Source organism: Streptomyces sp. SYP-A7185 (assembly GCF_046103685.1).
GTDB lineage: Bacteria > Actinomycetota > Actinomycetes > Streptomycetales > Streptomycetaceae > Streptomyces.
Genome location: NZ_CP122310.1, coordinates 9,152,853 through 9,177,809, shown reverse-complemented (window position 1 = coordinate 9,177,809; position 24,957 = coordinate 9,152,853). Strand labels below are relative to the sequence as shown.

Below are 24,957 nucleotides of genomic sequence, written 5' to 3'. Positions count from 1 at the left end.
CTTGCCGGCCCATTCATGCGGGCCCGCGCATGCCCGGGGTCGGCGAAACGCGGACGCGTGAAGAACCTCCGCCCGCTTGTTTCACAGGCGCCTGCCCTGGTCACTGCCACGGCGCATCGCATGCGGCACCTAGCGCGCGGTCTCCAGGGCCGCGCCCGTCCACGCGCTGCGCAGCGCCTTCTTGTCCACCTTGCCGACCTTCGTCGTCGGCAGCCGGTCGAGGAGCACCGTCTTGCGGGGCGTGTACAGCTCCCCCAACTCGGCGGTCACCGCCGCGCCGATCTCGTCCGGGTCGACGTCCGTGCCCTCGGCCGTGGCCAGGAAGATCTGCACGGCCTCCCCGAACTCCTCGTCCGGCACGCCGAGCGCGGCCGCGTTGCGCACACCGGGCAGCGTGAGCAGGAAGTCCTCCAGGACCCGGGAGTAGACGTTGTCGCTGGTGCTGCCGGTGACGATGATGTCCTTGGCCCGGTCCACGAGGTAGAGGTATCCCTCGGTGTCCAGATAGCCCATGTCGCCGGTGCGCAGCCAGCCGTCGTGCAGCGCCTGCGCGGTGCGCTGCGGATCCTCGAAGTAACCGAGCATCACGGTCTCGCCGCGGACGCACACCTCGCCGACCGTCCGGGCGGGCAGTGCCGCCTCGCTGTCCTCGCCGCGTATCTCGAGCGCGACGTCGGACATCGCCCGACCACAGCTGCGCCACAGCTCGGGCCGCAGGGCTCCCTGCGCGGCGAGGTCCTCCGCGCCGAACGCGGCGATTCCCAGCGCTTCCGACTGGCCATAACCCTGACTGAGCACCGGCCCGAAGACCTCGACCGCCTGCTGCAACCGGCTGGGTGAGGTCGCCGCGCCGCCGACGACGACGCGGCCCAGGGCGGGCAGGGCGCCCGGTACGCACTCCGGGTGGTCGAGCAGCGCGTACAGCATCGGCGGCACGAGCATGGTGGCGGTGATCCGCTCCTCGCGCAGCACCGCCAGCGCCCGGCTCGCCTCGAACTCGGGCAGCACGACGAGGGTGGATCCGGTCACCAGGGCCTGCACCGAGGTGAGATGGCCGCTGCCGTGGGTGAGCAGGGTGGCGGCGAGCACCCGCTCCGTGCCCGGGTTCACGGTCGGGAAGACGGTGGGGCCGGAGTCCTGCGGGTCGGCGGTCACCAGGCCCACCAGGGCGTCGTAGAGCCGGTGGCTGTGTGCGGCGAGCTTGGGGCGGCCGAGGGTGCCGCCGGTGTACAGGACGGTGACCGCCTCGTCCGCCGCGGGAGCGGGGACGGTGTCGGGGCGCCGCGCCGGACAGAGGTCCTCCAGGGCCAGCAGGTCCGGGCACCGCTGCTCGCACGGTCCCAGGCTGAGCAGTTCGGGGGCGTGCACGCTGCGGGCGGTCGCGTCGGCGGCCCGGCGGGCGAAGAGCGGGTCGGTGATGACCACGCGGGCCCGGGACTGCTCGACCAGCGCGGCCAGTTCGCCGGGGCCTGGCTCGGGTGGCAGGAACACGACGCGGCAGCCGATGAGGTGGACCGCGAGTTGCACCAGCACGGAGTCCACGCGATTGGCCAGGAACAGCCCCACTCCGTCGCCGGGTTCAAGCCCTTGGCCGCGCAGTGCCTGCCCCAGCCGGAACAACCGCCGCCGGGCGTCACCCCGGGTCAGCCGCTGGTCGCCCTGGACGAGCGCCTCGGTGTCCTCGTGGGTGTTCCAGTGCTCCAGGATGCGGTCCACGTACGTCTGCGGCCGGTCGACCCTCTGCGCGTTGATGATCATGAACATATGCAAACATGCCGAGCGGACAGCACGACCCCAGAGGGGGCTCTTTCGGTCACGAACTGACGGAGTAACATGCCCCGGCCGGCACGGAACGATCCGATGTCACGGCGCGCCGGCCGCCGCACCGTGCGAGCGGGCACCGCTGCCCCTACGCGAGACGGCCGAAGATGTGGTTGGCCGGTGCGTGGGGATCGTCGCCGTAGAAGAACTCCGATGCGGCCTTGTGGTACTCGCTGCGCGACAGGGCTCCGGAGGCGTCGAGGTCGAGCGCGCGGAACACCTCGGCGCATTCCTCATCGGCGGCTCGCCCCGTGCTTCCGAAGATGTGGGTGAACTCGATGAGGCTGATCGCCCCGTCGCCGTCGCTGTCGGCCAGGTCGAAGAAGCGGTCGGCGACCGGCGCGAGCTCCTCGGTGTAGCGCGCGCGATCGGTGAAGGTGGCGTCGAACGCCTGGGTCAGCTCCGCCGCGCTCACCCTGTCGTTCTTGTCGGCGTCGACGGGGGCGATCACGGCGTCCCAGAACTCGTGCATGGTGTCGTACATCTGCTGTGCCTGCGGGGAGTCCGGGGCGATACCCCTGGCCCGGACATAGCGTTCGCTCATGACGACGACGTCGTGCCGCGTTATCGCACCGTCGCCGTCGACGTCCGCCGCGCCGAACCACCGCTCGTACTTGCGCTTTCGCAGCTCATCCATAGGCGCAAAGTAGGACCGCGCCGACGGTTCGGCCAGGTCGATTCCCGGTCGCCGTCGGCTTCAGCCGCGAGCCGACCGGTGCACGCTCACCGCGTAGCCCCCGCCCTCGTAGGGGTGGGCGTCCCAGGTCGCGAAGCGGTCGACGAGAGTGAGGCCGGCCGTGGCGCAGCAGGCGTCGTACTCGGACAGGGTGATGGTGGGTGCGACCGGCAGGTGAGCTCTGTCCAGGCCGAATCCGGCGACCAGCAGGCCGCCCGGGCGCAGCGCCGCGGCCAGGCGGCCCACCACCGCGGCCTCCGTGCCCGCCGCGAGAAGCGGAAAGATGTTGCCGGCGGCGACCACGAGGTCGAAATCCGCGGCACCGGGAAGCGCCGCCGGATCGAGCGTGGCCAGATCCTCCTGCACCCAGGGCAGGTCCGGCGCCTGCCGGCGCGCCACATCCAGCATGGAAGCATCCCGGTCGACGCCGACACAGTCGTATCCGAGCTCCGCCAGCCGGATCATGACCCGTCCGGTACCGCACCCGGCATCCAGCACCCGCGCCCCGGCGGGCACCAGCGCGGCGCACAACTGCGCTTCACCGTGCATGTCCTTGCCGGTGTCGGCCAGGGCCGCGAACCGGGCGGCATAGTCCTCTCCGGATGTCCCACCGGTCAGCTCTTCCCAACGACTCATGCACAACAGGGTAGGTGAGGCGCACGAGGAACAATCGGAGGAAGAAAAGGGACACGAGGCGCTGCCGTCGTCCTGCCGCGACCGGCCGAGTGCTTCATCACGGCCGGTCAGGCGCGGTAGCGTCGGGCTGCTTCGGGTGAGTTGCTCGCTTCGGAGCTTTCTTCGAGCACACCATCAGTTCGCGCACACCATCAGGGGGAGCATTGACCACGCGGTCGCTGGACCTGGCCGACCGGCTGGTCCGTGCCGTCACCGCCGGGGACGCCGACACGGCGCGGATCTGTCTGGAACAGGGCGCGGCACCGGACAGCCCGGGCCCCGACGGCCTGCCGCTGCTCTGCATTGCCGTGGCCCGCATGGACCCCCTCACCGCCGAGGTCCTGGTCGACGGGGGCGCCGACCAGGATCGCGTGCTGGCGGACGGCAGCACCCCTTTGCTGCGGGCGGTCGACGCCGGCTCCCCCGCGCTGGTCGACGTGGTCCTCGGGAACGCCCCCCGCCTGCGCCTGTCCGCGTCCTTCCGGCAGCGGTTGCTCGACCTGGCCCGGCACTGGCACGAGACCGGCGTGGCGGACGAACTGCGCCGCCGGACCGGGGCCCTCGGCTCGGTCGTCGTACACCGCATCGACGAGGGTCACCGCGGTGACACGCTCGACGAGATCTCCCTCGGCGGGCACACCGTGCGAGACGGCCACGGGGCCATCCTCACCCATCTCGAGTGGGAGTTCGGCGTCCTGGCGCCCTTCGCCGACGTCATGGCACGCGCGGTGCCGCACGCGCGGGTCGACGACAGCAACTGGTTCGCCGCCGCCTACTACCTGGGGGCGCGCCGCGGTCCTCTCGTGTGGTCCGCGCTCACCGCGCTGCGCCGGCACCCCGATCCCCTCCACCGCCGCTTCCTCGCGCAGGTCATGGGGCACCGCTGCTTCCATGCCGACATCGGCCTCGCGCCGGCCGCCGTCCACGACGTCGACTTTCTGGCGTCCTGGGCCCGCGACGAATCCGACGGGCAGGTCTTGGCCGCCGTCCTGGACGTCTTCTCCGGCAGGAACCACCCGGACCAGGAGGCCATCGGCCTGCGGTACACGCACCATTGGGACCCGCGCGTACGCAGCGAGGCCGTGTTCTGCGTGAGCCAGGAGCGGACCGCCCGCAGCGAGGCGGCCATCTCGGCGCTGCTCGGCCTGGTGCACGATCCCGAGCCCGAGGTCCGGGCCTCCGTCGCCCAGGTGTTCGCCCCGCGGTTCACTCCGGACAAGCACCTCGCGCCGGCGTTCCGGGACGCCCTGCTGGTGCTGGTATGCGACGACTCCCTGTGGGTGCGGCGCCACGCCGCCCAATCCCTCGCCTGTTCCGACGACCGGACAGGCCCCACCCTGGACGCCTTTCTCGCGCTCCTGGACGAGACGGACCCGGATCTGCGCTTGGAGGCCGCCTGGGCGCTCGCCCGCCGCGGCGACCCGCGGGCCGCGGAGGCGTACGAGAGGGTCGGACCGCTCGACGCCTTCTCAGAGCACGACCATCGGCTGTCCGCCGCCTGGTGACACCGCACGAGCAGCCAGACCGGGCAGGCCTGACGGGCCTGACGGGCCGGGCAGACCTGACGAACCGGGCAGGCCTGCCGGATCGTCGTGGTGCCCGGCCGCGATCGCAGGCCCCGTGAGCATCATCAGTGACACCCGTGCGAGCCACCTCAACCGCCCGGCTCATCACCCTCTGTCCCGCCGGTTACGGCCTGCCGCCCGCAATGGGAGCAATCGGCTCGCGCGCTGTTTCGCGGACGGGGAATCCCGTCTAGCCTCGGCCTCGCGGGGCGGTGATATCGGGATAGAAGCAGTCATCGGGGTCGGCTCGCCTCGCGAGCCGTGTCCGGGTGCGCTTCCCTGTGACCCGCTGGGGCCTTTCTGCACGGTCTGGCCTCAGCAACCCGTCCTCCGCGCGTCGATTGGTGGGCTCTCCCGCGTCTCCATCGGCCGCTGAGGGCGACGCGCGAGGAGGCGGGGATGTGGCCCGCCTCCTCGCGCCCGGACGGCCACCGCGGACCGACACCGACGGCGGTCGTTCCATAGCATCGGGTGCCTCGCATTACCGGCCTGAAACGCGCGGGGTGGATTCGCGCCCTGCCTTCACGCCCCTTGCGTCCCTTGGCGCCGCATCCCTCAACTGGCGCGCTGTGTCTGCTCGGTCAGGTTCTGCCGGATACGGGCCGCCGCCTCGTCGCGGCTGGGCCCCCAGGCGACGACGCCCGAGTTCTGGTCCAGGGCCATCACGCCGCTGGTGTCGCTCTCGGCGTCGTCGGCAAGGTAAATGATCTGTGCAGTGGTCACGTCCGCACAGTAGCCGACAGGCCGCACCCGATCCCGTCCATCGCCCGCGCACACGCGGGGCATGTCCTTTGTCCTACCGGGTGTCCTACCGGGTGTCCTGCTGAGTGCCCTACGGGTGTCCCATGGGGTGGCCGACGGGGTGGTCGACCTGTCTCCCCGACACCGAGGCCCACCGGCAAACCAGACACCAACATGTGGTGAACCCCGTACAACCAGCTCCCCCCTTCGACAGTCACAACAGATAGCCAGTCACAACCGCTGGCCCCTTACCCCGTCTGACCCCGTCGACCGAGCCGGAGCCTCCGTGTCACACAGTCGCCGCATCCTGACCTGCGCCATCGCGGCCGCCGCTGCGGCCACCGCCGGAATCGTCGCCCCTGCCGGCGCCACCGCCGCCGCACCGCTCCCCGCCACGAGTGACTTCAACGGCGACGGGTACGCCGACCTCGCCGTCGGCGTCCCGGACGGCACCGTCAGCGATCAGGCCAAGGCCGGTTACGTGAACGTCGTCTGGGGCGGCCCGAAGGGCGTGGGCGCCCACGGAAGCATCCGGGTCACCCAGGCCACTCCCGAGGTTCCCGGCACCCCGGAGGCGGGCGACCGCTTCGGTGCGTCCGTGGAGCTGGGGGACCTCAACGGCGACGGCATCGCGGAGCTCCTCGCCGGCGCCCCCGGTGAGGACGTCACCGACCGCGGCACGGACGCGGGCATGGTGATCGCCGTGGGCGGCGCGCGGGGCGGCCCGGGATCGGGGTCGACGGTCCTCACCGGGCCGTCGCCGTCAGCCGCGTACGGCAAGTCGGTCACGGCGGCCCACCTGAACGGCGGCGACAACAAGGCGATCGTGGTCGGCGGCACGGACAAGGTCGTCGCTCGGGTCATCCAGGGCGAGGACAGCATGATCACCACGGTGCTCACGGCCCCCATGGGCGGCCGCGCCCCCGTCCTGGCCACCGGCGACTTCGACACCGACGGCACCCCGGATCTCGCCGTGGCGTACTGGACCGCCGGCACCCCCAACACCCAGTCCCATGTGCGTCTGTGGAAGTGGGACGCCGACCGGTCCGAGATGGCCAACTTCTGGAACACGGACAACGCCGGCGTGAGTGCCCTGGCCGCCGGCGACTTCAACGGCGACGGGCGCGACGACCTGGCGCTCGGCGAATGCCGCGAGATCGCCGACGAGAACATCGACGACCCGTGCGGCCCGGAGAACCTCGCCGAGGGAGGTGCCGTCCACGTCCACTACGCGAGCGCCACGGGCGGCCCGTTCGGCAGCCGTGCCCAGACCGTCAACCAGGACACGGCCGGCGTCCCGGGCGTCGCCGAGGACGGCGACCGGTTCGGCGCGGCCCTGGCCGTCACCGACGTCGACCGCGACGGCCGCGACGACCTGGTCGCGGGTGCTCCCGGCGAGGCCATCGGCAGCGAGAAGGGGGCGGGCGCCGCCTGGCTGCTGCGCGGCGGGGCTCAGGGTCTGCTCGACGCCGACGGCGCCGCCACGTCCGTCACCTGGAACCAGGACACGGCCGGGGTCCCGGGCGTCGCCGAGGCGGGCGACGCCTTCGGCGCGGCGGTCGCCACGGGCCGCTACAACACCGGCGCCGTCCCGGACGTCACGGCCGGCTCCCCCGGCGAGAACGCCTCGCTGGGCGCCGCATGGCTCCTGCCCGACGGCACGGCCGGCGGCTCGGCGGCCTTCTCGCCGCGCACGCTCGACCTCCCGTACCTGACCACCGCCCAGAAGTACGGCAAGCCGCTGCACAGCCGCTGAGCGCCAAGGTGCGTACGTCGGCGCCGAGCGGCGTCGTCGCAGGTTGAGCAACTGACCCCGCCGGACGTGAGTACGCGTACTCACGTCCGGCGGGCCGCTTGATCGAAGACTGTGCGCATGAGACGAACCCCTGACTCCACCGGCCCGTTCACCCGCTTCGCGCGAGGCCCGCGGCTCACGCTCGCGACGACCGCCGCCGCGGTCCTGGCGCTCGGCGCTTGCGGAGCCGAGAAGGCCGACGCCGACAAGGAGCACCACAAGTCCGCGGTCACCGTCGGAGACAAGAGCGACGCGGCCGACGCGGCCTTCACGAAGATGCTGGACCGTGTCGCCCAGTCGTGCCCGCCCAGCGCCCCGCCCAAGGCACCGCCGAGCGAACCGGCGAAGACGCCGCCGGGTGCGGTGGAAGCCGATGTCGAGCCCGTCACCCCCACGAGCGGACCGGAAGTGGAACTGAACGCCCGCGACTGGTGCGCCAGTGCCCGCCACGAAGAACGCATCGCCCAGGCGCTCTGGAACCTGAAGGACCCCACCCCCGCCAAGGTCAGGACGATCCTGAACGACCTCGGCTACATCGACGACCGCATCCACGACCTCAAGCGGACCGGAGCGACCGTACGGTTCTTCCTCGATCTGCGGGACAAGGGCGGACGCCTCTGCGAGCAGGGCTCAGCGGCCGGCGAACGCACGGTCGTCGATGCGTGCGTGGCTCCCGTGAACGGACCGTTCAGGCCTGCGGAGTCCAAGGGGTGACCTCGGCCGGGCCGAACGCGGCAGGGGCCGGCGCGGGCCCCCGGCGAGGCCCGCGTTCCCGTATCGGCTGGATGGAGCAGATCCGCGCGCGACTTACCGGACGGCAGGTGACGCTGGGCGTCCCACCGCGCTCACGTTCAGGAGTCCTCTCGTGCTGGTACCGAGCTCCCCGCAAGGCCGCCTGCCCCTTGTCGCTCTGCTGGCCGCCGCCTGCCTCACCGGGCTGGTGCACGCCCCGGCCCGCGCCGCAAGCGCCCCCGCCGACGACGACCGCTCCCTGCGGCGGCAGTTGCGGGAACTGACCACCGCACCCGGCGGACCGCCCGGAGTGATCGCCGTCCTCAAGCACGGAGCGCGCACCGAGGTCTACCGGGCCGGCGTCGCCAAGACCGGCTCGGACCGTCCGGTCAAGGCCACCGACCACATGCGCATCGCCAGTACGGCCAAGGCGTACAGTGGCGCGGTCGCCCTCGGGCTCGTCGACTGCGGGAAGCTGCATCTGGACGACACCCTCGGCAAGGTGCTCCCCCAGCTGCCGCGCGCCTGGCATCGCGTGACGTTGCGACAGCTCCTGAACCACACCAGCGGGCTTCCGGACTTCAGCACGGACCCGGAGTTCCTGCGTCTGGTGACCGAGGACCCGCGCCGTCACTTCGACTCCCGCCGCCTGCTGGACTTCGTGGCCGGTGAGCCGCTGGAGTTCCGGCCTGGGTCCCGGTACGCCTACTCCAACTCGGACAACATCGCCGTGGCGCTGATGGCCGAAGCGGTGACGGGCAGCCGGTACGAAGACCTGCTCGCCGAACTCGTGTACCAGCCGTTGGGCCTGCGCGACACCAGCCTGCCGCAGGGCTATCGCATGCCCCGGCCCTACATGCACGGCTACGACGTCACCCCGCCGCAGCCGCGCGAGGACGTCAGCGAGGTGCTGAGCGCGTCGGGTGTGTGGGCGTCGGGCGGGATCATCTCGACACCCAAGGACATGACGGCGTTCATCCGCGGCTACGCCGGTGGAAAGCTGGTCTCCGACCGCACCCGTGATCAGCAGCGGGAGTGGGTGAACGGCGCGTCCGAACCCGCGGGCCCCGGCGCGAACAAGGCGGGCCTGGCCATCTTCCGCTACGCCACGCGCTGCGGTGTGGTCTACGGCCACACCGGGAACTTCCCCGGCTACACGCAGCTGATCGCGGCCACCCCGGACGGCAAGCGGTCGCTGACCGTCTCCCTCACCACCCAGATCAACAAGAAGAACAAGCCGAAGCTGCTGGAGCGGCTGCGGACCGTGGAGGAGAACCTGGTCTGCGCGCTGTTGCGCAAGCGGTAGGCAGGGTACGGGCCTGCCCTGGCGCCGTGCTCGGCCGCGACACGGTGAAAGGCGGTGCCCGCGCTGCCGTGGCCGGAGGGGCCGTCGAGGGAGTTTCGGGAGATGCCGCCCAGCGGGCTCCAGGGCCGGAAGGCCGGTCCGCTGCCGCACGACCCTGTACACAGGGCCGCACGACGGGCAAAGATCCTGGCCCATGACCGACAGCGTGAGCGAGCGTTCCTGGCCGGGCGGCATCGACGGCATCAAGGCCATCACCCTCTTCACCGAGGACCTGGCCGCGACCAAAGAGTTTTACCAGCACGTCTTCGGCCTCCCTCTGGACTGGGAGAACGACAACTCAGCGGTGTTCCGCTTCGGCGACACCCTGATCAATCTCCTCGACAGCACAGCAGGGCCCGAACTGATCGAGCCCGCCTCCGTCGCGGCACGCGAGGCAGGATCCCGCCTGGTGTTCACGCTCGCCGTGGCGGACGTGGACGCGACCTGCGCGATGCTGGCCGCACGCGGCGTCACACTCCTCAACGGGCCGACGGACCGCCCCTGGGGCATCCGCACCGCCTCGTTCCGCGACCCCGGCGGCCACATCTGGGAAATCGCCAAGTGACCGCACCGAACGGCCATCTTCCCTGGACGGCTGCTCGGACAGGGCGGTGTACCGCGTGAAGGCTTCCTTGCAATCCGGCACGAAGGGCCACTGGTAGAGAACCTCCCTTAAGGCCGGTTCGGGCAGCCATGCGTGCCAGGCGATCTCCGACGGATCCGGGGCCACGGCTTCCTCGATGACGGCTTCGTGCACACCGAGCCAGTACGGGCTGATCGCCCCGCGGCAGAGGAACTTGAAGACGAATCGGACGGGCGCCACCACCCCGAGTTCTTCCGCCAGCTCCCGTGCGGCCGCATCCTCGTAGGTTTCACCGGCGTCCACCGCTCCGCCGAGCAGCCAGTTGTACTGACCGGGGAACCGCGCCACGTTCCCCGGTCTGCGGTGCACCAGGATCCGACCCTCCGGATCACGGCACATGATGGTCGCCACCCGGTGCAGCAACCCGCCGCTGATCGCCTCACCCCGGTCGACGATCCCCAGCATCCGGTCCTGGTCGTCCACCTGATCCACCAGCTCACCCATGACACTTACGATGCCAAAGACGCCTGCTGAGAACATCAAGGGGCACGGCCAGAGCCAGTTGCCGCAGCGTCGAGCCTCCGGGGCAGCGCCGCCTTCGTGCGGCGGATCCTCGGCGCCGAGCCGGCCGGCTCCCCCGGCCTGGTGCGCGCCGCCGACCCGCGCGGCTGGTGGCCGCTGGATCGCGGTGACCGGCGACACGTGACGCGGGGCGCTGCGAGTACTGGCTCGTGCGCACGGCGTCCGGCCCGGCGATCGCCTAGGGGTCCCGGCCGGCGTCCGTCACCGTCGCCGGGTCGTCGGGAGGGAGGGCGGCGGCATGCCGGGGGGACAGCTCAGGTGGGGTCTCCCCCGCGGCGAGGTGTTCCAGGACCTCGCCCAGCTCCTCGCAGGCGTTCTGCACCGATTGCCGGGTGGCGCGCTGTTCGGCGACCACGGCGGACAGCAAGAGCGCCGTCAGCGCGGTGGCGCCGTTGAACGCCTGGAGTTTGGTCATCACCTCGATCGCCGACAGGTTCAGGAAGGCTCCGTCCTGCGTGTTCGCCTCGAAGGTGGTCAGCATGGAGGCGAACAGCGCGCACAGCATGCTCCCGGCCAGCTGAAAGCGCAGGGCCACCCAGATGAGCAGCGGGAAGACGAGGAAGAGCAGGCTCAGATGGCCGAGCACGGCCACCGGTACGACGACCGCGGTCGCAAGGGCCAGGAACAGCATCTCCTTCCAGCGTCGGAGCCGCAGCGGCCCGGTGGCCCCCACCAGGACGAGCAGGAGAGGGGTGATGAGCAGAACGCCCATCGCATCGCCCACCCACCAGGCCAGCCACACGGACCAGAATTCCTCGCTCTGCAGGGCGCCGGTCAGCACCTGAAGCCCCACGCCCGACGTGGCACTGATCAGCATGGCGCCGAGCCCGCCGAGGAAGACCAGGGCGAGGCCGTCGCGCACGCGTGAGATCCCGAGCCGGAATCCGGCCCTGCGCAGCATGAGATAGGCGCAGACCGGGGCGAGGGTGTTGCCCGCCACGGTGATCAGCGTGGTCAGCTGGGGGGTGGTGAGGGAGGCGATGACGAGTAAGGAGCCGATGGCGATCCCGGGCCAGACCGACAGACCGTAGATGAGCAGGGCGGCGACGGCGAGGCCGGTGGGCGGCCAGATGGGGGTGACGATCACGCCCTCGACGGTGAGGCGGCCGAGCAGGCCCAGACGCCCGGCCACGTAGTAGCAGGCGGCCACGGCCAGGGTCTTGAGGACCGCCTCCACCGACAGCGGGAACCGACGAGTCTCCACCACAGCAGCCATCAGACACCGCACGGACCACTTCGGCCATGCGGAGGCCCCTGTCCGTGTCCGGCGCACGACGCGCTCCGCCGTCGTCAGGTGCTGCGGGAGTGGGGTCTGGAGGAATCCTCCCTACGGGCCTACAGGCCTAGGAGGCGCCGCCGTCGTGGCCGACGACCAGGACTGCGGCATCGTCCTCGTGCCCCACGGTGTCCGCCAGTCGCATCACCCCGCCGGCGAGCGCGTTGATGCCCAGTCCCGCCGCGGTGGTGATCTCGGCGAGGCGCATCACGCGGCGCAGGCCCTCGTCGAGGCTGAGCGACGGGCCCTCCACCACTCCGTCGGTCAGCAGCACGACGACGCCGTCCGTGGTCAGCCGGTGGCACACCACCGGGTATTCGGCGCCCTCGAGCACGCCGAGCGGAGGGCCGCACTCCCCTTCGTCGACCCCGGACCGGCCGTCGGCCGTGGCCCAGATGTGGGGGATGTGCCCGGCCCGGGCACACTCCAGGACGCCGGTGACCGGGTCGAGGCGGAGGAACGTACAGGTCGCGAAGAGGTCGGCGCCCAGCGAGACCAGGAGGTCGTTGGTACGGGCGAGCAGTTCGCCCGGGTCGCCCGAGACGGAGGCCAGCGCCCGCAGCGCCACCCGGACCTGCCCCATGAACGCGGCGGCCTGGATGTTGTGCCCCTGCACGTCTCCGATGGACAGGCCGATGCGGCCGTCGGGCAAGGTGAAGGCGTCGTACCAGTCGCCGCCGACGTTGAGCCCGTGGTTGGCGGGCATGTAGCCCACGGCCAGCCGGACGCCCGGGGGCTGCGGGAGGTCGTGCGGGAGCATGCCGCGCTGCAGAGCCACCGCCAGCTCGACCCGGGAACGCTGCATCTCCGAGAGTTCCCGGGCGCGGGCCGTCAGGGCGCCGAGCCTGGCCAGCAGCTCGTCACCGCCGTCGGTCACCTGCGTACGGAACATTGCGCGCCCCGGGTTCCGCGAGAGGACCTCGCGTCAGTTCAGCCGTCTTCCGTCACGTGAGCCACCAGCACCAGGGGCACCACCTCGGATCAACTGTGCCCGGAGATGGTGTCGACCGCACCCTGTCGCGCCTTGGCCACGGAATCCGCGCCTCTCCGGCGCGTTTCCGTGTGATCTCGGCGCCGGATGCGCCGGTGCGCCACCATTTCGCCTGCTTCACGCCGTCGGGAAAGGGGGGTGTCCCTGCGCGCTCCGGGGAAGGTATGACAGGGTCATAAAATGTTTCCCCACGACAACAGTGTCGACCTCCACCCGCACGACGGGATCGCCGTCGTCACGCTGCGCCACGAGATCGACCTTCAGGACGCGAACGCGGTCTCCGAAGCCTTCCACCGTGTCCGCATCCACGGCGACACCGACGCCACCTTGCTCGACCTGTCCACGCTCACCTTCGCGGACAGCACCCTGCTCGGCCTGATCCTGCAGGCGCGCAACGACCACGATCAGGCACAGCGCCCCTTCATGCTGTCGGGCCCCCTCCACTCCGCCGTCCGACGCCTGCTCGAACTCACCGGCGTCATCGACTTTCTGCCCCTGGCCGACACCCGCGAGAAGGGCCTGGGGAAACTGCGCACGCTTCTCGACGCCCGCGACCCGGCCGGACTCCCTCATGATCCCGCTCACACGGGGACGGCCGCGGACCCCGGGGCCGGTGGGCCGCAGGCCCCGGAAGAGCGCAAACCGGCGTAGGCGCACGGCCCCTGGAGTACGGTCTCGCATAGTGGTCGCACCCTGGACTCAAGTACTGGTCGGTATGTTTACATGCGCGTAACACTTATGTGTCCCGCGCACGGCAACGGCGCCGAGCGCCCCGACCGGACCGTTCCGGAGTGCCCCGCGCCCGTACCGGATCCCCGGTGTCAGCCGTGCCAGAAAGGGCTCCCTTGACCACGCGATCCGAGACGAAGACCACGCTCGCGCAGCTGCTCACCGAGATCGAGCACCGCAACCCGGCCCAGCCGGAGTTCCTCCAGGCCGTGCACGAGGTGCTGGACACGCTGACGCCGGTCATCGCCGCCCGCCCCGAGTACGCCGAGCCCGGACTGATCGAGCGGCTGTGCGAGCCGGAGCGGCAGATCCTCTTCCGCGTGCCGTGGCAGGACGACCGGGGTCGCGTGCACGTCAACCGCGGATTCCGCGTGGAGTTCAACAGCGCGCTCGGCCCCTACAAGGGCGGGCTGCGCTTCCATCCGTCGGTGAACCTCGGCGTCATCAAGTTCCTGGGCTTCGAACAGATCTTCAAGAACGCGCTGACCGGTCTCGGCATCGGCGGCGGCAAGGGCGGCAGCGACTTCCAGCCCCACGGCCGCAGCGACGCGGAGGTCATGCGGTTCTGCCAGGCGTTCATGACCGAGCTGCACCGGCACATCGGCGAGCACACGGACGTCCCCGCGGGCGACATCGGTGTCGGCGGCCGGGAGATCGGCTACCTGTTCGGCCAGTACCGGCGCATCACCAACCGCTGGGAGGCCGGCGTCCTCACGGGCAAGGGCCAGGGCTGGGGCGGCTCGCTGATCCGACCGGAGGCCACCGGATACGGCAACGTCCTGTTCGCGGCGGCGATGCTGCGCCAGCGCGGCGAGGACCTGGAGGGCCGTACGGCGGTCGTCTCCGGCTCCGGCAACGTCGCCATCTACACCATCGAGAAGCTGGCCGCCCTCGGCGCCAACGCCGTGACCTGCTCGGACTCCTCCGGCTACGTCGTCGACGAAAAGGGCATCGACGTCGACCTCCTCAAGCAGGTCAAGGAGGTCGAGCGCGGACGGGTCGACACGTACGCCGAGCGCCGGGGCGCATCGGCCCGCTTCGTGCCGGGCGGGCGGGTGTGGGAGGTCCCCGCCGACATCGCGCTGCCGTCGGCCACGCAGAACGAACTGAACCAGGACGACGCCATCGCCCTGATCGGCAACGGCGTGAAGGTGGTCTCGGAAGGCGCCAACATGCCGACGACCCCCGAAGCGGTGGACCTGTTCCAGCAGGCGGGCATCGCCTTCGGCCCCGGCAAGGCGGCCAATGCGGGCGGCGTCGCGGTCAGCGCCCTGGAGATGGCCCAGAACCACGCGCGTACGTCGTGGTCGGCGGCCCGCGTCGAGGAAGAACTGACGCGCATCATGAACGACATCCACACCACCTGCCACGAGACCGCCGAGCGCTACGGCGCCCCCGGCGACTACGTGACGGGCGCGAACATCGCCGGATTCGAGCGAGTGGCGGACGCGATGCTGGCCCAGGGCGTCATCTGAGCCACACCCCTGCCAGGGGACGACGAGCGGGGCCCGGCGCGCGGCGCCCTGCTCGTCGCCCCAGCCATACGCGTCGCCCCAGCCGCACCCGTCGCCTCAGCGGCCCGCTCCCGGGCCGTCGCCCACGAAGCGCTGGCCCGCGGCGATCTCGTCGGCGACCATCGCCCAGACGCTCTCCTCGTCCCAGAAAGGGAGCGGGTCGATGCCGCTCGTCTCCTGGCGGATGCGCTCGACCTCACGCTCCAGCCGCTCGAACTCGGCCTCCTCGTCGGCCGCGCCGCCGTGGAACGTGAACTCCTCCAGCACGCGCTGCAACCGGACGGTGACCTGGACGAGGGAGGAGACGTCCGCGTGGAGTGCGTGCACGCTCTCCTCGTCGGCGTCGAAGGCGTACACCGCGCCGGACACGGGGTCGAGGGCAAGGTGGGCGTTGAGCAGCCACCCGACGACGGGCCACGCGCCGGCGGCCTTCGGGGCGTGCTCGAAGTCCTCCACGTCGACCACGTCTTGGACCACGGGCAGCCGCCCGTCGGACTCGTCGGGCTCCCGCAAGTAGAGCGTCCCGGTGGGCGCGCCGACGGTCTGGAGGAGGCGGGCTCCCTCGCTGCCCGCCGCGGAGGGCGGGAAGGCTCCGGCGGGCAGCGTCGTGAGCCGCTCCGCGCCGAAGACATCCACGAGTTGCCTGCGGGTGACGTCGAAAAGCACTGCCGGGACTCCGAACTCGGCGCCGGCACGGGCGCCCTGGGACTGTGCGATGTGCCGCCCTCAGGATAGGCGTCGAGGCCGCCCGGGCACCCCGCCCTCGCGGGGGCCTGCCCCGGGCCCGCCTAGCCGCCTGCCCGCGGGGCCGCCTTGTGCAGCGAGTACGCCAGCAGCAGCACACCGCCGGTCGCTGCCCCGGCCGCTCCCACGGCCAGGAAGCCGCCCGACGCACGCCAGGACAGCACCGACCACCGCGACTGCGCGGAGAACAACGATCCGGTGCTCAGCCACGACCCGGTCGAGATCAGGGACAGGGCGGAGCCGATCGAGCCGGCCGACAGGGCACTGCCGATCGAGCCGACCGACAAGGCCGACCCCACGGATCCCACGGACAGCACCGACCCGACCGAACCGATCGACAGGACGGAATCCTGGGACCACAACGACAGCACCGATCCAGAGGAGGCGGCACCAACCGACCGTACGGACAGCTTCGTCATGCGCCCATCCTGCCCGCCGGTCGCTGCGTACCGGGACGTTTTGGACGGATGACACGGGTTCCCGGTGGGGCACGGCCCCTGTGCCGCGGCTCACCGCTGGATGGACCAAGCGACCGATTTGATCATCGTCGGGGCGGGTAGCAGGGCGACATGGTCACCGACAGCGCCACCACTCCCCCGAGCGGATATGTGCAGCCCACCATCGACGTCCAGGCCCTCGCCGAGCTGCTCGACGGCGAATACGCCGAGGTCCGCAAGCTGGTCCGCACCAACCTGACGACGCATGCGGGCGTCCTGGACGACGCGGAGCAGCTCGGCTTCGACGAGTTCCGCGAGCGCGTGCGGGAGCTCGTCGTCGAGATGGCGGCCACCGGCCAGACCGGCATGGGCTTTCCCAAGGAGTACGGCGGGGGCGGTGACGTCGGCGCGTCGATCGCCGCGTTCGAGACCCTCGCCTTCGGTGATCTGTCGGTGCTGGTGAAGGTCGGCGTGCAGTTCGGTCTCTTCGGTGGCGCGATCTTGCAGCTCGGCACGGAACGCCATCACGAGGCCTACCTGCCGCGTCTGATCACCGGGGAGCTGATGGGCTGCTTCGCGATGACCGAGACCGGACACGGCTCCAACGTCCAGGCCCTGGGCACCGTCGCCCGCTACGACGCCGCGCGTCAAGAGTTCGTCATCACCACCGAGGGGGACCAGGCACGCAAGGACTACATCGGCAACGCGGCCCGCCACGCCGAGCTCGCGGTGGTCTTCGCGCAGCTGGAGGTCGACGGAGAACACCAGGGCGTGCACGCCTTCGTCGTACCGGTCCGCGTCGACGGCGAGGTGGCCCCCCACGTCCGGATCGAGGACGACGGCCGCAAGATGGGTCTCAACGGCGTCGACAACGGCCGGATCTGGTTCGACGGCGTACGGGTGCCGCGCGAGGCGCTGCTCAACAAGTTCGCCGACGTGACGCCCGAGGGCGTCTACCGGAGCCCGATCGACAACCCCGACCGCCGCTTCTTCACCATGCTCGGCACGCTGGTGCAAGGGCGGGTCAGCGTGGGCGGCGGCGCCATCAACGCGAGCAAGGTCGCCCTGGCGATCGCCACCAAGTACGCCGTACGCCGGCGCCAGTTCCAGGCGGCCTCGGACACCGAGGAGCAGGTGCTGCTCGACTACGGCATGCACCAGCGCCGCCTGCTGCCCCTCGTGGCGCGCACCTACGCGCTGCACTTCGCCCAGGACGTCGTCCGCACACAGCTGCACGAGGTCTTCTCCGGCATCAACGACGACGAACTCGCACGCCGTGAGCTGGAGGCGCGGGCCGCGGGCACCAAGGCGCTGGGCACCTGGCACGCCACGCGCACGATCCAGGAGTGCCGCGAGGCCTGCGGCGGCGCCGGATATCTGGCCGTCAACCGGTTCGCCGCCCTGAAGGCCGACAGCGACGTCTTCGCCACGTTCGAGGGCGACAACCACGTGCTGCTCCAACTCGTGGCGAAGGGCCTGCTCACCCACTACGCGAGCGAGTTCGAGAACCTCGACCAGCTCGGCATGGTCCGGTACGTGACGAACCTGGCCGTCGAGACGGTCATCGAGAAGACCTCCGCCCACAAACTGCTCGAACGGGTGCGGGACCTGCTGCCCGGAGGCGACGAATGGGACCAGGAAGCAGGCCTGTTCGATTCGGAGTACCAGCTGGCCATGCTCCGCTTCCGTGAGGAGCACATGCTCGCCGGCGTGGCCCGCCGCCTCAAGCGGGGCATGGCCCACGACACCCACCCCGGCGTGGTCTTCTCCCAGGTGCAGGACCACGTCATCGCGGTGGCCCACGCGCACGTCGAGCGGCTGGTGCTCGAAGCGTTCGTGGACAAGGTGCGTCTGCTGCCCGAGGGCGACAACAAGGTCGCGCTGGGGCTGCTGTGCGACCTCTTCGCCCTCTCCACGATCGAGGCGGACCGCGCCTGGTTCATGGAGCACGGCCGGCTGACGACCCAGCGCTCCAAGGCGATCCGCCGCGAGGTCAACGACCTGTGCCGCAAGGTCCGGCCGCTCGCGACGGACCTCGTCGACGCCTGGGGCATCCCGCCGCAGATGCTGCGCTCACCTGATCTGCTGGGGTGACCGCACAAGCCCGGGCGGGACCCGGCCCCGCCCGGGCCTCCTGGCCCCCTCAGCCCCCTCAGCCCGCTCAGCCCGCTCAGCCCTCTTGCTAGCGTGCCCTCCATGATCAAGGGGAGATCAGCGGGGCGCGTGTCCCGCATGGCGGGCGACAACCGGTCCGAACGCGTGCTGATCCTGGCCAGCTTCGTGAACCGCGTCGGCAACGGCCTCTTCAACACGGCATCGGCGCTGTACTTCACCTTCGTCGTGGGTCTCCCGGCAGCGCAGGTGGGCATCGCGCTCACCTGCGCCGGACTGATCGGTTTGCTCGCCGGGATCCCCGGCGGACACCTCGCCGACCGCCGGGGCCCCCGCACGGTCATGATGGTGGCTCTCGGCGTGCAGGCAGCGGCCATGTCCGCACTCGTCCTCGTCGAGAGCTGGTCCGCTCTCGCGGCCATCGCCACCGTCGACCAGCTGGCCGCGTCCGCCGGAGGCGCGGCCTGGGGAGCCCTCGTCGTACGGGTCGGACCCGATCAACCCGCCCTCTTCCGGGCCACGTTGCGCACCTACGTCAACCTGGGCGTCGTCCTGGGCACGGTCGGCGCCGGATGTGCCGTGGCGGCCGGCACACGCACCGCCTACGTGGTCCTGATCATCGGAAACGCGGCCAGTTTCGCGCTCTGCGCCCTGCTGCTGTTCCTGCTGCCCAGCTACAAACCCTTGGCACCACCTCCCCCGTCCTCCTCCCCGGCTCGGCGCCGCCGCTGGATCGCACTCACCGACCGTCCCTTCGTGGCTTTCACCGCCCTGTTCGGCGCCATGGGTCTGCAATACCCGGTGGTCTCCCTGCTGCTGCCGATCTGGATCTCGCAGCACACGGACGCCCCGCGCTGGACCGTGGCCGCGGTGTCCGCGCTGAACGCCGCCGTATGTGTGCTGCTCCAGACCAGAATCGGCTCCCGCATCCAGACCCTGCGCGACGGCGGCCGGGCGTTTCGTACCGCGGGCCTTCTGTTCCTGATCAGTTGTCCGCTGATGGCGCTGTCCGCACACGTGCCCGTCTGGGGGGCGGCCGGTCTCGTGATCGCGGCGATCTGCGTCCACAGCCTCGGAGAGATCTGGGAGTCCTCGGCGGGATTCGCCCTCGGCTTCGGCCTCGCACCCGACCACGCCCAGGGGCAGTACCAAGGGCTGCTCGGCCTCGGATTCAGCGCGGGCCAGGCCCTGGCCCCGGCCATTCTGACCACGGTCGTGCTGGGGCTTGGCACGACGGGCTGGCTGCTCCTGGGCGTGTTCTTCGCGGCGGTGGGCGCTGTGGGCCCCCCGCTGGAACGCTGGGGTGCGCGGACCCGTCCCGGGCCCAAGACGTCCACGACGGACCCCGGCGCCCAGGCCGACCCGGCGCGCGCGTAGCCCGGTCAGGGCGCGGGGTAGGGCCGCAGCACCATGAGCGAGTCCTCCAGGCTCGCCACCATGGCGAAGGGGAACCGGTCGAGCTCGAGGCAGAGCGCCACGTCGTCGGGATGGGCTCCTTGGCGCACCCCGTTCGCCAGCTCGGCGGCGGCGCCCGAGGCGGCGGCACGGTGCAGGAACTCGCCCGGGTCGGTCTCGGCATCGGTGACCCTGCGCGCGATGTACTGGGCGCACGCCAGGTCCTCCTCGGCGCGGCCGTCCTCGCCGGTGACCACGAACGTGACGTCGTCGCACGCACGTATCCGCAAGAGCCGGGCCGTCGCCTCGGCCACCACGAAGCCGGCGCACAGCACCAGCGACGCCTCCTTGACCGCCAAGGCGCCGACCGTCCCGGCCGTGGTCTTCTGGACGACCGTGCGTCCGCCGAGGTCGGTGGACCGCAACAGGCCCGGTGAGTTGACCGCGTCGAACCCGGGCGCGGGCGGACCGTCCTTGAGGGCCGCCCAGCCCGGGTTGCGCGCCTTGAGCGCCAGGGCCTCGTCCAGCGACGCGGCGAGAACGATCTTTTCCGCCCCTTGGGCGAAGGCCCAGGCCGCCACCGTATAGGCACGCATCACGTCGATCACGACCGCCACGGAGGGGACTTGGGCCAGCTCACCGATACCGAGAAAACGAGGCTTCATCCGTCCATGATCGCGCATGTCCGGCCCGAGCGGCCGGCGTGTTCCGCTCGCGCCGTCTACCGCGGGGCGCCGGACCCGAGCGTCGGCAGGTAGCGCGGTGCCCGCCAGGCCCGCAGGCGGTCCTCCACCCCCGCGCCCAGCGACAGGAGGTCGCCGTCCTGATGGTCACCGGCCATCAGGAGCAAGCCGACGGGCAGTTCGCCCACCGATCCGGCGGGCACCGAGAGGGACGGATAGCCGGCGACGGCCGCGGGTGTGGAGGAGGGGATGACGTCGTTGTCGCCGCGTGCGCAGTCGGTGGTCCAGGCGGGCGGGTTCGTGGGGGCGGCGATGGCGTCCAGACGGTGGGAGGCCATGGTCTCGTCGATGGACCGCCGGGAGAGGTCCTTCAGTTCGGCGCGCATCGCCCGGTACTCGGGGTCGGTCGTGGGCGGAGCGGCCAGAGCCTGCTCGAACAGCTCCTGGCCGGCGAAGCAGCTCTGCTCCTCGGGATGGGTGCGGTTGAACTCGATCAACGCGGCGAGATCGCGGGGGCCTTGGCGCGTACCGAGGTAGGCGTCGATGTCCCGGTGGAACTCGCTGAGCAGCGCCGGGAATTCCAGTTCGGCGAGCCGCGCCTGGTAGGGGGGCGTCACCTCGACGACCACCGCTCCGGCCGTGCGCAGCTTCTTGGCCGTACGGGTCATGACCGCGTCGACGTCGGGTCCGAGCGAGGGCAGGCGCCACAGGCCGATGCGCTTGCCGCGCAGGCTGGTGCTCCCCTGGTCGGCCGCCCGGGCAAGACCGCCGGCGGCAGCGCCGCGAGTCCGCTCCTGCTTGCGTTCGCTCAGCACCGACAGGGTGAGCGCGGTGTCGATCACGTTGCGGGCCATGGGGCCCGCCGTGTCCTGCTCGGCGGAGATCGGCACCACCCCGGACTGGCTGACCAGGCCGAGGCTGGGCTTGTGGCCGACGACGCCGTTCATGCCGGCCGGGCACACGATGGATCCGTCGGTCTCGGTGCCGATCGCCACCTGGGCGAGCGACGCGGCGAGCGCGGCGCCGGAGCCGGCCGACGAGCCGCACGGGTTCCGGTCCAGGACGTAGGGGTTGTGGGTCTGTCCGCCGACCGCCGACCACCCGGAGGTGGGCTTCGCGCCACGGAAGTTGGCCCATTCGGACAGGTTGGTCTTGCCGAGGATCACCGCTCCCGCCTTCCGCAGCCGGGTCACCAGCGCGGCATCGGTGCGGGGCGGGCTCCCGGCGAGCGCGAGGGACCCGGCCGTCGTCGGCATGTCGCGGGTGTCCACGTTGTCCTTGAGCAGGACGGGGATGCCGTCCAGGGGGCCCCGGGCCGTGCCGCGGCGGTGCCTGATGTCACTCGCGGCCGCCTGGCGCAGGGCCGTCGGGCTCGTCCGCAGGACCGCATGGATCGTGGGATCGACGTCCTTGATGCGCCGCAGATAGGCCCGGGTCAGCTGCGAGGAGGTCAGCGAACCCTTCTCCATGCGCACCTGGAGCTCCGGAATCGTCACGGTGTCCAGGTCGACACCCAGGGCCCGCGGTGAACCGTGCGACGGCGACGCCTTGCCGTCTTCCCGTCCGCCTGGCTGTGCTCCGGCATCCGTGACGCCCGTCAGAAGTGACCCCGCGACCAGGGCGGCGGTCATGGCGGCCATGCTCTTCTTCCCCATAGGAGTCAGCGGACTACACAGTCAGCATCCGGCGCAAGAGCATGGCCGGTCCTCGCCGGACGTTGCCCGTAAAGCAGGCCATCTGCCACCACTGCCGTCCCTGCCGTCCCTGCCGCCGCTGCCGCCGCTGCCGCCGCTGCCGCCGCTGCCGCCACGAGGCGAGAACAGGCGTTCCCCCTATGTCAGTTCCGGTGCTCGCGGGCCTGCCGAAGCGGTCATTCCGCGCATAGCCTGGCGCTTCGTTCCAGGGGCGGGATCTCCCGCCGCGCTCCGCTTCGTTCCGGGGAGGCTCTGTGCGAGAGGAGCACTACCGAAGTCAACTCCCGGCCGAGTACCGCGGCGAGGACGTCTTCCCGTATCTGTCCTACGACGCCCAGGTGTACTACGCCTGCACCGGCTGCCGCGGCGAGTACCGCCTGAACCAGGCGTTGAGCCTGCGCACTCCGGCCACCTACGTCGGCACGCCCTGTCCCTCGCGATGCGGCGGGAACCTGGCCGTGGTGCTGCACCAAGTGGTCCAAGAGGCGCTGTGCCACGATTGCGGCAAGCAATGGGACGTGCGCTCCTCCGGCTTCGACGTCATCTTGTGCCCGCGCTGCCACTCACGTCAGTACATCGCCCTCTCCACCTGGCTGCGCCGGCCGTTCCCGCACCGCTTTCACGAACTCACCCCGCCCGGCTCCGAGGCGACCACCGGCCATGAGTGGGGCCACGACACGGATGCCGACGTCCAACTCGTCTACGAACAGCTGCAGTCGACGGGCTGGCTGCCCAACCCCGACCAGTATCTGATCCCTGCCGCCCTCTTCCTGGACCGGCTACAGGCCTGGGGCGACCACGACCCGACACGGGTGTGGAAGCTGACGAATCTCTTCGGCCTCCTGCTGCGCGAGTACTACCGGCAGACGGGCGAACTGACGGCGGGAACGGCCGCCGTAGGAGTCCTGCACGACATCAGGGAAGCCCCTGCCGCACCCTTCGAGCGAGGTCTGCTCCTGCACAACGTGTCCATGGCCGCCTACAGCCTGCTGGCCCGCCGGCAGCCCGAACTGCACTTCTACGGCGGTCCGGAGTACTACCGCGACATCGGCAAGCGCGCCGCCCACCAGGCCATCGCCTGCTACGAGTCGCTCCAGGCGGGCGCGGACGCGGAATTGGCGCAGGCACTGCGTCTGCAGATCGCCCGGGTGCGGCATGTCCTGGCCGATCTCCTCAAAGCCGGAGAGGTGTCGTCATCCGTCCTGACCGAAGCGATCGGCCTGCTGGACCAGGTCGTCCACGAGCCTGCCCTGCCCCCGGACATGCGGAGCGCTGCACAGCGTTCCCGCGCCGAGGCCGTCCTGCGGGCCAGGGCCGGGGCCAAGGCGCCGCCCGGGCAGGTCCTTGACGACCTGTCGGCCAGCCTTCCGGAGCTGGAGAACCTGCCGCTGTGGGAGCAGAACTCCCTCTTGACGAGGGTCGCGGAGTACCGCGAAGGCACGGGCGACCTGCCCGGCGCGTTGGAGTTCCAGCAGCGTGCCGCCACGACCGCCGAGGAAGCCCTGACCCGGGCGGACGACGAGACGACCTTGGGACAGCTCGGCCGGCAGTACGGGCACACCTTCGACATCCTGGCCCGGATGGAGGTGAAGTCCGGCCGCCCGCGCGCTGCCCTGGCCGCGGTCGAGACGGTTCGCGCGGCGACGGTGCGCTTCGGCCACGAGGGCGAACGCACGGCGATGCGGCGGATCGAATCGGAGCTCGGCCGTCTGTTCCGCGGCGGAGCGGGCAGCGGCGCAGCACGGCGCGACCGAGACGCCACGGGCGAGCAGGAGCCCACCGCACAAGCGCTGTCCGACCTGTTCCGCGCCGGATGGCCGCAGTCGACGGCGTACTGCGCGCTGTCCGGCGGGGAGGGCCAGTTGACGGCCGTCCTGGCATTCCCGGACGGTACGGACCGCTGGGATGTGCGGGGCCTTCAGTGGCCCGTGGAGGCACAGCGGATTCTCGACATGACCCGTGGGATCAACCTGGAGAGCGGTCCGTTTCGCGAGCGGCGCCTGGCGGCCGCCTGTGCCCTGGCCCGGACGGCCATCTTCGACCACCTGCTGCCCGAACTGCACGCGTGGGGCGCGCACGGTCTGGCCATCAGCGCCCCGGGACTGTTCAGCCATCTCCCCTACGAGGCCGTGCCCACGCCGGGCGACGATCTGCTCGGGAACGAGTTCGAGGTGTTCTATCTCCCCTCGCTCCAGCTCGGCTCCGCCCTCCAGGCCCGCCACCTCGCGCAACCCGCCCGCCCCGGCGCCACGCGGGCACTGGCGGTGGTGCATGGCGGTGAGGGACTTCCCGGCGCACGCGGCGAGGTGGCGCGCATGGCGGACGTCTGGGGCGGCCGGCTCGATGTCCTGGACGGTGCCGAACAGAACAAGAAGACCGTCCTCGACGCCCTGGCCGGTGCCTACGACGTCATCCACTTCGCCTGCCACGGTTCCTACGACCCGCTGCAGCCGCTGGAGTCCGCGCTGTACCTGACCGAGGACCGCAGCCAGGACGCCCGGCGCATCACGGCCGGGGACCTGCTGGGCCGCTCCTTCGCCCAGGCGCCGGTGGTCACCTTGGCAGCCTGCGAATCGGGGCTTACGTCGTACGGACTGACCAGCGACTGCACCGGCCTCACCGGCGGGCTGCTGCGCATGGGCGCCCGCGGGGTCATCGCCAGCCGCTGGGCGGTGACCACCGCCGGCACGGCCGGACAGGAGCTGGCCGCGGAGCGGTTCACCGGGCTCGTCCACCGGTCCCTGGCGTCGAGCGGCACGCCCTCCGGCCGGCGGGCCGTGACACGGGCCCAGCGTGAACTGGCCCGACAGGGCGCCAAGATCGAGGACTGGGCCGCGTTCTCGTACCTGGGCATCCCATGACCGGCA

20 protein-coding genes and 1 pseudogene are annotated in these 24,957 nt (G+C 71.2%); 10 read left to right on the top strand and 11 right to left on the bottom strand.

Annotated elements, in window-relative coordinates; all coding sequences use genetic code 11:
* Positions 1-129 precede the first annotated feature (129 nt).
* The 3 genes from QBL25_RS40435 to QBL25_RS40425 all read right to left on the bottom strand — a co-directional run bounded on the left by QBL25_RS40435 (position 130) and on the right by QBL25_RS40425 (position 3,133).
* Entirely contained in the window at positions 130-1,758 is a 1,629-nt protein-coding gene (locus QBL25_RS40435; RefSeq protein WP_409061953.1) for a class I adenylate-forming enzyme family protein, read from the bottom strand.
* Between the two features lie 151 nt (positions 1,759-1,909).
* Complete coding sequence (locus QBL25_RS40430; protein WP_409061952.1) at positions 1,910-2,458, bottom strand: EF-hand domain-containing protein; 549 nt, start codon at positions 2,456-2,458, stop codon at positions 1,910-1,912.
* A gap of 60 nt (positions 2,459-2,518) precedes the next feature.
* Complete coding sequence (locus QBL25_RS40425) at positions 2,519-3,133, bottom strand: class I SAM-dependent methyltransferase (RefSeq protein ID WP_409061951.1); 615 nt, start codon at positions 3,131-3,133, stop codon at positions 2,519-2,521.
* A gap of 203 nt (positions 3,134-3,336) precedes the next feature.
* On the opposite strand from QBL25_RS40425, the gene QBL25_RS40420 reads away from it, so the two are divergent.
* A complete protein-coding gene (locus tag QBL25_RS40420) occupies positions 3,337-4,677 on the top strand; it encodes a HEAT repeat domain-containing protein (protein ID WP_409061950.1) in 1,341 nt (446 codons plus the stop codon).
* Positions 4,678-5,292: 615 nt separating this feature from the next.
* On the opposite strand, the gene QBL25_RS40415 is transcribed toward QBL25_RS40420, so the two are convergent.
* Positions 5,293-5,460 carry a hypothetical protein gene (locus tag QBL25_RS40415; RefSeq protein WP_409061949.1) on the bottom strand — a complete coding sequence of 56 codons (168 nt, stop codon included), beginning with the start codon at positions 5,458-5,460 and terminating at the stop codon, positions 5,293-5,295.
* Between the two features lie 304 nt (positions 5,461-5,764).
* On the opposite strand from QBL25_RS40415, the gene QBL25_RS40410 reads away from it, so the two are divergent.
* The 4 genes from QBL25_RS40410 (at position 5,765) to QBL25_RS40395 (ending at position 9,915) form a co-directional block, all read left to right on the top strand.
* Entirely contained in the window at positions 5,765-7,234 is a 1,470-nt protein-coding gene (locus QBL25_RS40410) for an FG-GAP-like repeat-containing protein (protein ID WP_409061948.1), read from the top strand.
* Between the two features lie 117 nt (positions 7,235-7,351).
* Positions 7,352-7,987, top strand: coding sequence for a hypothetical protein (locus tag QBL25_RS40405; RefSeq protein WP_409061947.1), 636 nt, complete (start codon positions 7,352-7,354; stop codon positions 7,985-7,987).
* Between the two features lie 151 nt (positions 7,988-8,138).
* Positions 8,139-9,311, top strand: coding sequence for a serine hydrolase domain-containing protein (locus QBL25_RS40400; RefSeq protein ID WP_409061946.1), 1,173 nt, complete (start codon positions 8,139-8,141; stop codon positions 9,309-9,311).
* 193 nt (positions 9,312-9,504) lie between these two features.
* A complete protein-coding gene (locus tag QBL25_RS40395; RefSeq protein ID WP_409061945.1) occupies positions 9,505-9,915 on the top strand; it encodes a VOC family protein in 411 nt (136 codons plus the stop codon).
* A 159-nt stretch (positions 9,916-10,074) separates the two neighbouring features.
* On the opposite strand, the pseudogene QBL25_RS40390 reads toward QBL25_RS40395, so the two are convergent.
* From QBL25_RS40390 to QBL25_RS40380, 3 genes and pseudogenes are all read right to left on the bottom strand, one after another.
* A pseudogene (locus QBL25_RS40390) lies at positions 10,075-10,332 on the bottom strand (NUDIX domain-containing protein); the annotation flags it as partial.
* A 361-nt stretch (positions 10,333-10,693) separates the two neighbouring features.
* Entirely contained in the window at positions 10,694-11,731 is a 1,038-nt protein-coding gene (locus QBL25_RS40385) for an MASE1 domain-containing protein (RefSeq protein WP_409061944.1), read from the bottom strand.
* A 127-nt stretch (positions 11,732-11,858) separates the two neighbouring features.
* Positions 11,859-12,683, bottom strand: a complete 825-nt coding sequence (locus tag QBL25_RS40380) for a PP2C family protein-serine/threonine phosphatase (protein ID WP_409061943.1) — start codon at positions 12,681-12,683, stop codon at positions 11,859-11,861.
* A gap of 279 nt (positions 12,684-12,962) precedes the next feature.
* Between QBL25_RS40380 and QBL25_RS40375 the strand changes: the two genes are divergently transcribed.
* Complete coding sequence (locus tag QBL25_RS40375; RefSeq protein ID WP_409061942.1) at positions 12,963-13,433, top strand: STAS domain-containing protein; 471 nt, start codon at positions 12,963-12,965, stop codon at positions 13,431-13,433.
* Positions 13,434-13,627: 194 nt separating this feature from the next.
* Positions 13,628-14,986: an NADP-specific glutamate dehydrogenase gene (gdhA, locus tag QBL25_RS40370; RefSeq protein WP_409061941.1), complete on the top strand. Its 1,359-nt coding sequence runs from the start codon at positions 13,628-13,630 to the stop codon at positions 14,984-14,986.
* A 96-nt stretch (positions 14,987-15,082) separates the two neighbouring features.
* Here the strand turns inward: gdhA and QBL25_RS40365 are convergent, their stop codons facing one another.
* Entirely contained in the window at positions 15,083-15,691 is a 609-nt protein-coding gene (locus tag QBL25_RS40365; RefSeq protein WP_409061940.1) for an SUKH-4 family immunity protein, read from the bottom strand.
* Between the two features lie 122 nt (positions 15,692-15,813).
* Positions 15,814-16,188, bottom strand: coding sequence for a hypothetical protein (locus QBL25_RS40360; protein ID WP_409061939.1), 375 nt, complete (start codon positions 16,186-16,188; stop codon positions 15,814-15,816).
* Between the two features lie 150 nt (positions 16,189-16,338).
* Between QBL25_RS40360 and QBL25_RS40355 the strand changes: the two genes are divergently transcribed.
* Complete coding sequence (locus QBL25_RS40355) at positions 16,339-18,300, top strand: acyl-CoA dehydrogenase (protein WP_409061938.1); 1,962 nt, start codon at positions 16,339-16,341, stop codon at positions 18,298-18,300.
* Positions 18,301-18,402: 102 nt separating this feature from the next.
* The gene (locus tag QBL25_RS40350; protein WP_409061937.1) at positions 18,403-19,695 is read left to right on the top strand and encodes an MFS transporter; all 1,293 of its coding nucleotides are present in this window, start codon (positions 18,403-18,405) and stop codon (positions 19,693-19,695) included.
* 5 nt (positions 19,696-19,700) lie between these two features.
* On the opposite strand, the gene QBL25_RS40345 is transcribed toward QBL25_RS40350, so the two are convergent.
* Together QBL25_RS40345 and QBL25_RS40340 are read right to left on the bottom strand one after the other, a co-directional pair.
* Complete coding sequence (locus QBL25_RS40345) at positions 19,701-20,378, bottom strand: 2-phosphosulfolactate phosphatase (protein ID WP_409061936.1); 678 nt, start codon at positions 20,376-20,378, stop codon at positions 19,701-19,703.
* A gap of 56 nt (positions 20,379-20,434) precedes the next feature.
* The gene (locus QBL25_RS40340; RefSeq protein ID WP_409061935.1) at positions 20,435-22,051 is read right to left on the bottom strand and encodes an amidase; all 1,617 of its coding nucleotides are present in this window, start codon (positions 22,049-22,051) and stop codon (positions 20,435-20,437) included.
* Positions 22,052-22,344: 293 nt separating this feature from the next.
* On the opposite strand from QBL25_RS40340, the gene QBL25_RS40335 reads away from it, so the two are divergent.
* Positions 22,345-24,951 carry a CHAT domain-containing protein gene (locus tag QBL25_RS40335; RefSeq protein ID WP_409061934.1) on the top strand — a complete coding sequence of 869 codons (2,607 nt, stop codon included), beginning with the start codon at positions 22,345-22,347 and terminating at the stop codon, positions 24,949-24,951.
* The last annotated feature ends 6 nt before the right edge of the window (positions 24,952-24,957 follow it).

Excerpts from the sequence above, each read along its gene's own strand:
- QBL25_RS40435 (WP_409061953.1), bottom strand. The coding sequence starts at position 1,758 with ATGATCATCAACGCGCAGAGGGTCGACCGGCCGCAGACGTACGTGGAC.
- QBL25_RS40430 (WP_409061952.1), bottom strand. The coding sequence starts at position 2,458 with ATGGATGAGCTGCGAAAGCGCAAGTACGAGCGGTGGTTCGGCGCGGCG.
- QBL25_RS40425 (WP_409061951.1), bottom strand. The coding sequence starts at position 3,133 with ATGAGTCGTTGGGAAGAGCTGACCGGTGGGACATCCGGAGAGGACTAT.
- QBL25_RS40405 (WP_409061947.1), top strand. The coding sequence starts at position 7,352 with ATGAGACGAACCCCTGACTCCACCGGCCCGTTCACCCGCTTCGCGCGA.
- QBL25_RS40395 (WP_409061945.1), top strand. The coding sequence starts at position 9,505 with ATGACCGACAGCGTGAGCGAGCGTTCCTGGCCGGGCGGCATCGACGGC.
- QBL25_RS40385 (WP_409061944.1), bottom strand. The coding sequence starts at position 11,731 with ATGGCTGCTGTGGTGGAGACTCGTCGGTTCCCGCTGTCGGTGGAGGCG.
- QBL25_RS40380 (WP_409061943.1), bottom strand. The coding sequence starts at position 12,683 with ATGTTCCGTACGCAGGTGACCGACGGCGGTGACGAGCTGCTGGCCAGG.
- QBL25_RS40375 (WP_409061942.1), top strand. The coding sequence starts at position 12,963 with ATGTTTCCCCACGACAACAGTGTCGACCTCCACCCGCACGACGGGATC.
- QBL25_RS40360 (WP_409061939.1), bottom strand. The coding sequence starts at position 16,188 with ATGACGAAGCTGTCCGTACGGTCGGTTGGTGCCGCCTCCTCTGGATCG.
- QBL25_RS40355 (WP_409061938.1), top strand. The coding sequence starts at position 16,339 with ATGGTCACCGACAGCGCCACCACTCCCCCGAGCGGATATGTGCAGCCC.
- QBL25_RS40350 (WP_409061937.1), top strand. The coding sequence starts at position 18,403 with ATGATCAAGGGGAGATCAGCGGGGCGCGTGTCCCGCATGGCGGGCGAC.
- QBL25_RS40345 (WP_409061936.1), bottom strand. The coding sequence starts at position 20,378 with ATGAAGCCTCGTTTTCTCGGTATCGGTGAGCTGGCCCAAGTCCCCTCC.
- QBL25_RS40340 (WP_409061935.1), bottom strand. The coding sequence starts at position 22,051 with ATGGGGAAGAAGAGCATGGCCGCCATGACCGCCGCCCTGGTCGCGGGG.